The sequence below is a fragment of the Vibrio sp. 03_296 genome (assembly GCF_002265885.1).
The window spans coordinates 1-11,338 of record NZ_NPKW01000133.1 but is presented as its reverse complement, the minus strand read 5'-3'; the positions used below and the strand labels follow the sequence as shown (position 1 = coordinate 11,338).

The 11,338-nt window shown below is 46.8% G+C and carries 9 protein-coding genes and 1 pseudogene; 7 read left to right on the top strand and 3 right to left on the bottom strand.

All coding sequences use genetic code 11. The annotated features are described in order from the left end of the window. Window positions 1-272: 272 nt before the first annotated feature. Complete coding sequence (gene folE, locus CIK04_RS16860; RefSeq protein WP_011081489.1) at window positions 273-926, bottom strand: GTP cyclohydrolase I FolE; 654 nt, start codon at window positions 924-926, stop codon at window positions 273-275. 175 nt (window positions 927-1,101) lie between these two features. Between folE and moeA the strand changes: the two genes are divergently transcribed. From moeA to CIK04_RS16835, 5 genes are all read left to right on the top strand, one after another. Further along, entirely contained in the window at window positions 1,102-2,337 is a 1,236-nt protein-coding gene (moeA, locus tag CIK04_RS16855; protein ID WP_097353632.1) for a molybdopterin molybdotransferase MoeA, read from the top strand. A 9-nt stretch (window positions 2,338-2,346) separates the two neighbouring features. Then, the gene (gene moeB / locus CIK04_RS16850) at window positions 2,347-3,141 is read left to right on the top strand and encodes a molybdopterin-synthase adenylyltransferase MoeB (RefSeq protein ID WP_097353631.1); all 795 of its coding nucleotides are present in this window, start codon (window positions 2,347-2,349) and stop codon (window positions 3,139-3,141) included. 146 nt (window positions 3,142-3,287) lie between these two features. After that, window positions 3,288-3,599 (top strand): hypothetical protein, encoded by a 312-nt coding sequence (locus tag CIK04_RS16845; protein ID WP_097353630.1) that lies wholly within the window; start codon window positions 3,288-3,290, stop codon window positions 3,597-3,599. 12 nt (window positions 3,600-3,611) lie between these two features. Next, window positions 3,612-4,439: a sulfurtransferase gene (locus CIK04_RS16840; protein ID WP_097353629.1), complete on the top strand. Its 828-nt coding sequence runs from the start codon at window positions 3,612-3,614 to the stop codon at window positions 4,437-4,439. A 29-nt stretch (window positions 4,440-4,468) separates the two neighbouring features. Further along, on the top strand, window positions 4,469-6,745 hold the full coding sequence (locus CIK04_RS16835) for an EAL domain-containing protein (protein WP_097353628.1): 2,277 nt from the start codon (window positions 4,469-4,471) through the stop codon (window positions 6,743-6,745). A 76-nt stretch (window positions 6,746-6,821) separates the two neighbouring features. On the opposite strand, the gene CIK04_RS16830 is transcribed toward CIK04_RS16835, so the two are convergent. Together CIK04_RS16830 and CIK04_RS16825 are read right to left on the bottom strand one after the other, a co-directional pair. Beyond that, entirely contained in the window at window positions 6,822-8,120 is a 1,299-nt protein-coding gene (locus CIK04_RS16830) for a glycoside hydrolase family 18 protein (protein WP_039560504.1), read from the bottom strand. Between the two features lie 136 nt (window positions 8,121-8,256). Then, window positions 8,257-9,249, bottom strand: a complete 993-nt coding sequence (locus CIK04_RS16825) for a sugar-binding transcriptional regulator (protein WP_015728093.1) — start codon at window positions 9,247-9,249, stop codon at window positions 8,257-8,259. 463 nt (window positions 9,250-9,712) lie between these two features. Between CIK04_RS16825 and tal the strand changes: the two genes are divergently transcribed. Together tal and CIK04_RS16815 are read left to right on the top strand one after the other, a co-directional pair. Beyond that, window positions 9,713-10,663 (top strand): transaldolase, encoded by a 951-nt coding sequence (tal, locus tag CIK04_RS16820; RefSeq protein ID WP_015728094.1) that lies wholly within the window; start codon window positions 9,713-9,715, stop codon window positions 10,661-10,663. An 81-nt stretch (window positions 10,664-10,744) separates the two neighbouring features. Next, window positions 10,745-11,338: pseudogene (locus tag CIK04_RS16815) on the top strand (transketolase); the annotation flags it as partial.

Below are 11,338 nucleotides of genomic sequence, written 5' to 3'. Positions count from 1 at the left end.
GGCAGCGGCAGCCCAAAACATCAAGAAGATAGCGTTGGTGGTGAACTATCTACGAAAAATGGGCTTAAATATGGCAGAAATAAGGCAGATACTTGCTTCTGTATACCCGTGTAATGAATGGAAACTTCTGCGCACGATATAACAAAAAAAAATCACGATCGCGACCTACGGTCGCTTCCAAAAAAGAACCCCACTTAAAAAGCGGGGTTCGTCATCAATCTGAAACGCCCAACTCATGAGTTGGGCGTTTTATGTATCAAATAGACTTTTGATTAACGCAGACCATGCAGAAACTCGGCCCGTGTCGCTGGGTTACTCTTAAAAATACCACCCAATGCGGTTGTGGTCGTCTCACTGGTCGCGTCCATCACGCCGCGAGACTTCACGCAATAGTGTGTTGCGTCGATGGTTACCGCAACGTCATCCGATTCGAGTAAGGTTTGCAACGCCACTAGAATCTGTTGTGTCATACGCTCTTGCACCTGAGGACGCTGCGCAAAGAAACGAACAATGCGGTTGATCTTAGACAAACCAATGATTTTGCCACGAGGAATATAGGCCACCGCTGCTTTGCCATCGATGGTCACCAAATGATGCTCGCAAGTACTGGTTAAGGTGATCTCTTTCACTCGAACCATCTCGCTGACGTTCATCTTGTTTTCAATCACCGTAATCTTAGGGAAGTTCTGATAATCAAGGCCGGAAAAAACTTCGTCGACGTACATTTTAGCAATGCGTCTTGGCGTTTCTTCCAAACTATCGTCGGTCAGATCCAATTCCAGCAAAGAAAGGATCTCACGCATGTGGTGTTCGATTTTCTCTTTCTTTTCTTCACGACTGAACTGGTTCGGCACCATCGGCGTTTCCAAACCGCGCTTTTCTAACGCTTGTTTAACCAGTTGGGCGGATTCGCTAAGACCTGACATTCCACTTCCTCTTACATCTCAAGACTCTCATAAAGGGAAGAATACCCCTTTAGGATGGCTGACAAGGATACTCGGATTTTTGAATAATTACACCCATATTTTACTGAGGGTCATTCGTGCCACTCATCGATTTGTGCTAAAGTGCGCTAAAACCATAATTCAACGGAAATTCAATATGGGCTGTTGTGATGCACCTGGCTTAATGCCAATTGAAGATGCGATGGAAAAGATGCTTTCCCGCATTAAACCGATTCAAACAACGTTAAAACTACCGCTTGCTGAAGCGCTTGGTTATGTCTTAGCTGAAGATATTCTTTCCCCCATTAATGTGCCTCCTTTTGATAACTCTGCAATGGATGGATACGCGATTCGCCTTGCCGATTTAGAGCACAACCAACCACTACCGCTTGCGGGCAAATCATTTGCAGGACAGCCTTTTGACGGGGAATGGCCGCAAAACAGTTGTATTCGCATCATGACGGGCGCAAAAATCCCTGAGGGATGTGACGCCGTCATCATGCAGGAAAACACCGAAGCGAGCGACGAAGGTATTGTCATCCAACAGTGCCAGATTAAGCCGAATGAAAACATTCGACCAACAGGCGACGATATCCAAGAGGGCGACTTAGTCTTGGCCCAAGGGGCTCGCCTCACGCCTCGCGATATTCCAATGATTGCCTCTTTAGGCATCAGCCACGTTACGGTGGTCAGAAAACCCCGTGTCGCCTTCTTTTCTACTGGTGACGAGCTCAAATCGCTTGGTGAACCACTACTAGAAGGTCAGATCTACGATAGCAACCGCTACGGCATTAAGCCGCTGATTGAGAACTTTGGCTGCGAAGCCATCGACCTCGGCATCATTCCTGATTGCCCTGAAACATTAAAAAACACCTTCGAAAAAGCCCAATCACTAGCGGATGTGGTGGTGACTTCTGGTGGCGTCAGCGTGGGCGAAGCCGACTACACCAAAGACATTTTGGAGCAGCTAGGCGAAATCGGATTTTGGAAATTGGCGATCAAACCGGGTAAACCCTTTGCTTTTGGCAAACTCAGCACCGCGTGGTTCTGCGGTCTGCCAGGTAACCCCGTTTCTGCCGTTTTAACGATGTATGTTTTGGTTCAGCCAATGCTGGCCAAATTGGCAGGCCATTCACAATGGAAGGCACCAGAGTCCATCCCAGCCACAACACGAACGGCGTTTAAAAAGGCCCCCGGTCGTACCGACTACCAACGCGGCATCTACACCATTGAGAATGGTCAGTTCTTTGTCGAAACAACTGGGAATCAAAGCTCTGGCGCGTTTCGTTCAATGAGCTTGGCAAATTGTTTTGTGGTTTTAGAACGAGAGCGTGGACGTGTTGAAGTGGGTGAAACCGTCAATATCGAGTTGTTTAACTCAACCCTATTTTAGGAGCTGAAGGTGGAGATTCTTTCCGATCAGGAAATGCTGCGCTACAACCGCCAAATCATCCTACGTCAGTTTGATTTTGAAGGCCAAGAAGCTCTCAAACAGAGCTCCATCTTAATTTTGGGTGCCGGTGGCCTTGGCTGTGCTGCGAGTCAATATCTGGCGACTGCGGGGGTCGGCAGGCTGACATTGATTGACGACGATATTGTTGAGTTGTCCAATTTGCAGCGCCAAGTCCTGCATCACGATGCTGATATTGGGCGTAAAAAAGTCGAGTCGGCAGCACAGTCGCTGCGAGAGCTGAATCCTCACATCGAAGTGGTAACAGTGGCGCAACGTCTTAACGACTCTGAGCTTGAAACTTTGATAAAAAACCACAGCTTAGTGTTGGATGCCAGTGATAACGTAGAGACGCGCAATCAATTGAATCGCCTCTGCTTTGCGACCAAGACACCATTGGTATCTGGCGCTGCGATTCGCATGGAAGGCCAAGTGAGCGTTTTCACCTACCAAAACGCTAATGAGCCTTGCTATCAATGTCTTAGCGCACTATTTGGTGCAAATGCGCTAAGTTGTGTCGAAGCAGGGGTCATGGCACCGGTCGTTGGCATCATAGGTGCCGTTCAAGCGATGGAAGCGATCAAAGTGTTGGCTCAATTTGGTACCCCCAAAAGCGGTAAAATTTTGATCCTTGACGCCATGTCGATGTCTTGGCGAGAAATGAATCTCATGAAACTGCCCGCTTGCCCAGTGTGCAACGATGATTCACAACGCAACTGTTATTCACAACATACAAGCCAGAGTTGATTGAAACGCCCTCCTCTATTGTGGAGGGCTTTTTTTTAACGATCCACTTCTGCCGTGGTTGCGATGAAAGGACATGGTTACAACGGAAGGAAATTGTTTTATCTTGGCCCTAAACGCTAATAACCAATTGTTTTGACGAGCATTCGATGAGACCACTCATAAAAGGATTTGGATTACTGTTGTCAGGCATCGCTTTGCTTATCTCGCTGCAACACCTGCTAAGAGATAAGCCGGATAATGAGAGGATTCACGCAATACTGCTTAGCCATACGTTAACTCAATCTTTAGACGGGCATCGACGTTATTTAACGGTCAAGCTCCCAGACTCCAGCGTGCTGAGATTGGCAGTCAAACCCGACAATGATTGTCTGCCACCTGCGCAAGTGCTTTTAGCGAAAGGAACAAATGCGCTCACCAAGCAACCTCGCTATCACTTTATTGAATGTCAGAAACCATAAGGAAATCACTCTATGTCCCCGCTTATTTCTGCCAGTGAACTGAATGAGATTAAACAACAAAATTTGGTCATTTTAGATGCCAGCATGGAGTTCACGATTCCCAATGCTGAGCCCAAAATTTTCGGCAAGGTCATCCCTGGTGCTCGTCGATTCGATTACGACCACGAGTTCTGCGATCTTTCCAGTGCTTTGCCTCATATGATGCCCGATCAAGCAACCTTCAATGAGAAAGCACAGCAGATCGGTTTAAACAATGATAGCCATATCGTGGTCTACGATAACGCGGGCACTTACGCCTCGCCAAGAGCGTGGTGGATGCTTAAAGCGATGGGGCATCATCACGTTCAAGTGCTCAATGGCGGTCTAAAAGCTTGGATTGACGCAGGCTTTGAAACCCAAGACAACTTTGAAGCAGCATCACAGATTGGCACATTCAAAGGACAAATTGATCCAGATTATTTCTTAAATGCCGATATTGTTCTGCAGCACAGTAATTTGCGCTCCGCCTCAATTGTCGATGCACGATCTATGGAACGGTTTTTAGCTCAGGTTCCAGAACCCAGAGAAGGCATACGCAGTGGCCACATTCCGGGCTCCCTGTGTTTGCCGTTTTCACAACTCTTGGACAAAGGCCATATTAAACCTTTGTCTGGTTTGCAAGAGGCTTTCGAGCCGCTACCATTGGAGCAGAGTAAACCGATCATTTTCAGTTGTGGCTCGGGGGTCACTGCATGTATTTTGTTATTAGGTGCATACCTAATCGGTTACAAAAATTTGTCTGTCTACGACGGTTCATGGACGGAATGGGGAGCCAACCCTCAATTACCTATTGAACCGTAATCAAGACAGCATCAAACAGAAGGCAAAGAATGGCTGGGATGAAGAACAATATTTGGCTGCTATATTGGGTCCTCATGGTGGTCACCATGGGGCTTTTTATCCTTTTTGGCCATAACTTCTATCATTCCAACCTACAGAAATACCAAGATAAGCAACTACTGCAACTTGAACTTTTTTCGGCTTCCGTCGACTCACTGTTCAAAAGCCAAGAATCCCTCCTCGAAGTGGTTGGGCATCAATTAGTCGAGCAAAACGATTTCACTCGAACGGCAGCCATGCAGATCCGGCCGCTACTCGATAACTTGATGCGTATTCACCCTATTATTGCGGGTTTTGGCCTTGCTAATCCGAATGGTGACTTTATCGCGGTCAGCAGCAATGTCGATTTAGCGCGAGCAGAAAACTTAAGCGCCAACCCCGCGACAAAAATCGGCTTCACAGAAGCGCTCAATTCCAATCGTATGGTATTGGGGCATACCTACTATTTTGATGCTATCGATTCCTTGGTAATTCCCATTCGCAAGTCCATTCGCAATCAGCGTGGTGAAGTTGAAGCCGTCATGACAGCGGGACTAAAAGTTGAGTCAACACTGGTTTTTCGCAACAATATTCACGCAAACCCCTACAATGTTGTGAGTCTGATACGCGAAGACTTGTACCGCACTTTTGTTTCGGCCGACGCCTCCCTCGTCAATCGTTACGATGCACCCATTGCCGATCAACGTTACAAAGAGGTAATCGCTGCGGCGGCTTCTCAATTATCGCTTTCCGAACCGGAGCTCAAAGCTTCTCAAAAAGCCGTCACAGTGACGACATATGGCCCCCAAGTCTCCTATCTAATGACAGTGAAATACTTGTCGGATTATAAAGTCTGGGCCGTTTCTGCTACTGAAATGCATTTTATTCGTCAACAGTTTTACAGCCAACTCGGCTTCTACCTGCTGATCTTCACTATCTTACAGCTCGCGTTTTACGGCTTAGTGCGTTCGATCGCCAACAACGAACAACAAACCATTGAACGCTTAAACAAGCAAGCGACACACGACACCTTAACTGGCCTGCCAAACAGACTCTATTTGCGCAATAACGTAAACAGTTGGCTCAAAAATAAAACGTCGCCTTTTTCACTGCTGTTCATCGATATGGATAACTTTAAGAGTGTCAACGACACTCACGGCCACGATTTCGGTGACCAAGTTCTAAAACAAATCACGCAACGATTAGCTTCATTCAACAACGACCAACGTTTGCTGGTGCGTGAAGCCAGCGATGAGTTCATTTTATTGGTAAAAGAGAGCGATCCTGCATTGCTTAAGTCATTAGCCACTACCATGATCGCTAAAATGGCCGAGCCTTATGTGATTAACGACGTTCAATTCCTATTAAGCTGTAGCGTAGGCATCGCCGTTTATCCAACCCACGGTAATGACCTCGATGCATTACTTCGCGCCGCCGATATCTCGATGTATCGTGCCAAACAAGAGCGCAACTCGTTCAATATTTTTACCACTGAAATGCAAGAGCAGCATTTATACAAAACGAAAGTTGAACAACGTTTACGGTTTGCCATTGAACAACAAAAATTGTTTATGGTTTACCAGCCTCAGGTCGATATGGCTGGCAAGCTGCATGGTGTCGAAGCCTTGGTTCGCTGGCAGGATGAAGAGCTCGGTTTTGTCCCGCCCGATCTGTTTATTCCTGTTGCCGAAAGCTCAGGACTCATGGTTAAACTGGGTAAATTCATCATTGAACGTAGTGTCAGTGATATTGCGACTTATGTATTACCACAACGTCAAGACTTGAATCTCTCAATCAACATCTCTGTAAAACAGTTTATTCAGCAGGATTTTGCTGAGCACCTTCTCACCACCATCGACGCAGCAAGACTCGATAGAAAACGCATTACGCTCGAAATTACGGAAAACTTGTTTATTGAAGATCTTGAGCAGTTCAAACCCATTTGTAACGAGATGAACCACCAAGGGCTTAAAATCTCTCTGGATGATTTTGGCACCGGCTATTCCTCGTTAAGCATGCTGAAAGATCTGCCCATTGATGAGCTGAAGATCGACAAGAGCTTTGTTGATCACATTGAGAATGACGCAAAGTCTTTCAACATGGTCAAAAACATCATCGCTATCGGGAAAAACTTTGGCATGGCAGTGTTAGCTGAAGGGGTAGAAACGGAGTTGCAAGCGAACAAGCTGGCGGAATGTGGTTGCGACTTGTTACAAGGCTATTACTACGCGAAACCGCTCAATGTCGAGCAACTGCAAAGCTATCTGGACGAACAGACGGAAAAATAGACGCTCATACCCAATTACGGCGAAACAAAAACCCGCTAAAACAGCGGGTTTTTATATAAAAGCCAATGATTGAACGTTACTTGCTCGTCATTTCAGCGTGCATGGTATCAACCAATTTACCGCTTGGATCGCCAGAAAGTTCCCACGTAAAGATACCTCCAAGATTCGATTGCTTCGCCCACTGTGCTTTCGCTTTAATCGAGCGCTGATCTTCAAACGAGATAAAGACTTTTTTCTCTGGGTTCCACAAATAAGGTGCTTGAGACTGTTCGTCGTAGTTGTACTGATAGCCTTGTTTCTCTCCATAGTTCTTTACCAGATCCCAGAACATGAAGTAACCATTTTCGCCAGTGCCAAATTGCGCGCCTTGTTCAGAGAGCAAGTCCCCTTTCGGCGCTTGACCGTCATAATCTTGTGTTCCCTGCCATCCACGACCATAAAACGCTGCGCCAATCACAAGTTTCTCACTTGGAATACCAAGCTCAATCATTTGGTTGATGAAAACATCTGCGCCCATACCCCACCAACTGCGTTCTGTGGCATGCAAATTGGTAGTGTGTCCGGTCTGCTGCCCCCACCCACCGAGGAAATCGTAGGTCATTGCAAACATGTTGGTGAGATAAGGCTGTGCGGCTTTCCAATCGATTTGTGCCGCTTTCGCGCCCACACCAACCGCTGTTGATAGTTCATACTCTCGATTGGTTTTCTTTTCTAACGCGTCAAGATCGGCACGCAACGTTTTGACTAGGTAAGTAAAAGCATCACGCTCTGCCACTTTCTGTTCATCAGACAGTTTCGTCGCAGGATTCCAAGGGGACGTGGTTAAGCCGCCACCACCAGGGTATTCCCAATCCAAGTCAATACCATCAAAGAAGTCATATTGTTTGATAAGTTCAACGGCGGTTTTAGAGAACTGCGCCATTGCTTTAGGATCCTTGGCCATTGCATGGAAAGGCTCGGACATGGTCCAGCCACCAAAAGAAGGGAGGATTTTAAGATCTGGGTGCTGCTTTTTCAGTTCCGCAAGCTGGGCAAAATGGCCTTTGAATGGCACCTTCACCGAGACCTTGCCGAAGTCTTTTTCTAAGGCGGCTTCGGTATCAACGACAATCGCACTGAATGGCTCTTTGCCTTCACACTGTTTGGCTACCAACTTCTGTACCGTCTCTGATGCTCCAGTGTGAGGACCACACATGCTTAAAAAGGCGTAGATAACATGAGTCAGCTTTTCTGCCGGAATATCTTTAACCGTGTAAGGATTTGAAGCATTCGCGTATTGCCAATCGGCAAAGTAACCCGCGACCACTTTTTCTTGCGCAACAGCGCTACCAGCAAACGCGCTGAACAAAGCAGCGGTAATCAATGTTTTTTTCATAAGTCCCTCCAAGTAACTGGTTTAAAGCTACTCCTCGGGATTATTTTCAGCTTAGAAATCAAATCAGGCTGCGAGTCATTTATAAAATCTCACAGCCTTATTGCACAAATTGCATAAAAATATGCCACCTGAATTGCTATTGCGCTTTTCCTTGCATCTGCTCGTCAAGGTTCAGTACGGTGAGCGCGTTACTCACGCTCGTAGCAATAACGTCAATGGCTCCCGTTCTCAGTGCGCCAAGCAGTGCTAAAGGCTTACTGTTCTCGGCAGCGATAGCGATGACTTGGGAGATCGGCCTAAACTCTTCAATACCTAGACCAATCACACGATCACTCATCACCGTATTCGCGACGTTGCCATAAATATCGAAAAAGTCATAACCCGCAAAATCCCCCACAACCCCTTGCTGTAAGCGAGACTGCACCACTTCATCGGGGGTAAACCACCCAAGATCGACCATATAGCTGTTCTCACTCATGTCACCAATCCCAATCAGAGCGATGTCGGCTTTACGCGCAAGATCGAGGGTCTGTTTCACTGTCGCGTTTTGCATGAATGCCATCTTCTGCTCGCGGTTTTCGGCGTACGCCGGCGCATAGAGTGTTTCTGATGTGCCACCATATTTTTTCGCCAACTGGCGGCAAATATGGTCAGCGTTAAACATACCGCCGCGAGGGTGAATTCCACCAATCCCACAGACAAATTTGCAGTCACGCGGGGTAATGACACCAACGTGGTGCGCAACCGCAGAGACATTTCGCCCTTGCCCAACCGACACCACCATGCCATTTTTTAATGTGCTCGTTAGGTAGTTTGACACCAAACCAGCCACTTGCTGGCGCTGTGCTTCTTCGTGGGGTTGGTCAAGCGCGACTAATGCTCGCTTCACACCAAAGCGTTCAATTAAACGCTGCTCAATTTTGGCACTGAACACCGGGTGATACTTCACGGTGATTTCGACGATCCCTTCGTCCCTTGCTTGCTTAAGCATTCGGCCCACTTTGGCGCGAGAAACCGAAAACTTCTTTGAAATCTCTTCCTGAGTAGCGCCATCCTGATAGTAAGCGACCGAGATCTCCGTCAGAAGATCCGTGCTTTCAATCGATATATCTTGGTTTGAACTGCTCATATTTACTCTCACCCTCATTTCAGAGTGCTATTTTAATCTGCCATTGAGCATATGCTCATTGACTTAGCATATGTTACACACGATTCTAACCGCAACTTTTGCTCATTGAAATGACATTTTCTCAGTAAAGATTTTGTTAATGACTTTTGCTCACTAAACCTTACTGAGTAAGGGCAAACGTTTAATTGTTGTTTGTTCGATTTTACGTGAAAAAAAACGTTGATGAGCATCACCTTAAAGCTCATTCAACCATTGACTTTCCTACACGTTAGGATAAATATGGATACATCATTTACTCAGCCATCGAGCAAATGTTCAAAACAAATGTTCGGTCGCTAAATTTTTTCTGATGAATAGAGCGTGCATTGTAAAAATCGCACTAAACTATTCGCTAGTCAGTTTACAAATGTATTGGCTTAGGTGTGTACACCGAGCGATAGCCCGTTATATAGGATGATCGATTATGAGCAACAAGTTAGAGCAACTTCGCAAGCTAACAACTGTCGTAGCAGACACTGGTGAAATTGATGCAATCAAAAAATACCAACCAGAAGATGCAACAACAAACCCTTCTCTGATTCTTAAAGCTGCTCAAATCGCTGAGTATGCGCCTCTGATCGATGCTTCTATCGAGTATGCAAAAACTCAAAGCGATGACAAAGCACAGCAGGTTCAAGACACTTGCGACATGCTTGCGGTAAACATCGGTAAAGAAATCCTAAAAACAATCCCAGGTCGTATTTCTACAGAAGTTGACGCACGTCTTTCTTACGACATGGAAGGCAGCGTAGCGAAAGCTCGTCAGCTAGTAAAAATGTACAACGATGCTGGCATCACAAACGATCGCATCCTTATCAAACTAGCGTCAACTTGGGAAGGTATCCGCGCAGCGGAAATCCTAGAGAAAGAAGGCATCAACTGTAACCTGACTCTACTATTCTCTTTCGCTCAAGCGCGTGCTTGTGCTGAAGCGGGCGTATTCCTGATCTCTCCATTCGTTGGTCGTATCATGGACTGGTACAAAGCGAAAGAAGGGCGCTCTTTCGAAGCGCAAGAAGATCCAGGCGTACTGTCTGTGACTAAGATCTACAACTACTACAAAGAGTACGGCTACAAAACCGTCGTTATGGGTGCAAGCTTCCGTAACATCGGTGAGATCCTAGAACTGGCTGGTTGTGACCGCCTGACTATCGCGCCTGCTCTACTTGCAGAACTTGAAGCGGCTGAAGGTGAAGTGGTTGAGAAACTGGTTGACTCTAAAGGCGCAGCAGAGCGTCCAGCACCAATGACGCACGCGGAATTCCTATGGGAGCACAACCAAGACCCAATGGCGGTTGAGAAACTGGCAGAAGGTATCCGTAACTTCGCCGTTGACCAAGGCAAACTAGAAGCGATGATTGCAGCGAAACTGTAATCACACAGAATCAAACTAGGGGAACGCAAACGTTCCCCTACTTATTTCCTCTTTAGACTCAAATAATATTCGGTATTTATTATGGATCGTAAACATTTAGCTAATGCAATCCGCGCACTCAGCATGGACGGCGTACAAAAAGCAAACTCAGGCCACCCAGGCGCACCTATGGGTATGGCGGACATCGCTGAAGTTCTTTGGCGTGGCCACCTAAACCACAACCCATCAAACCCAGAGTGGGCTGATCGCGACCGTTTCGTACTCTCTAACGGCCACGGCTCGATGCTGATTTACTCGCTACTGCACCTAAGCGGTTACGAGCTTTCTATCGATGATCTGAAAAACTTCCGTCAATTGCATTCTAAGACTCCGGGCCACCCAGAATACGGCTACGCGCCTGGTATCGAAACAACGACGGGCCCTCTAGGTCAAGGCATCACCAACGCGGTTGGTATGGCAATGGCTGAGAAAGCGCTCGCAGCGCAGTTCAACAAAGAAGGCCACGACATCGTTGACCACTTCACTTACGTGTTCATGGGTGATGGCTGTCTGATGGAAGGTATCTCGCACGAGGCTTGCTCTCTAGCGGGTACGCTAGGCCTTGGTAAACTGATTGCATTCTGGGATGACAACGGCATCTCTATCGACGGTCACGTTGAAGGTTGGTTCTCTGAC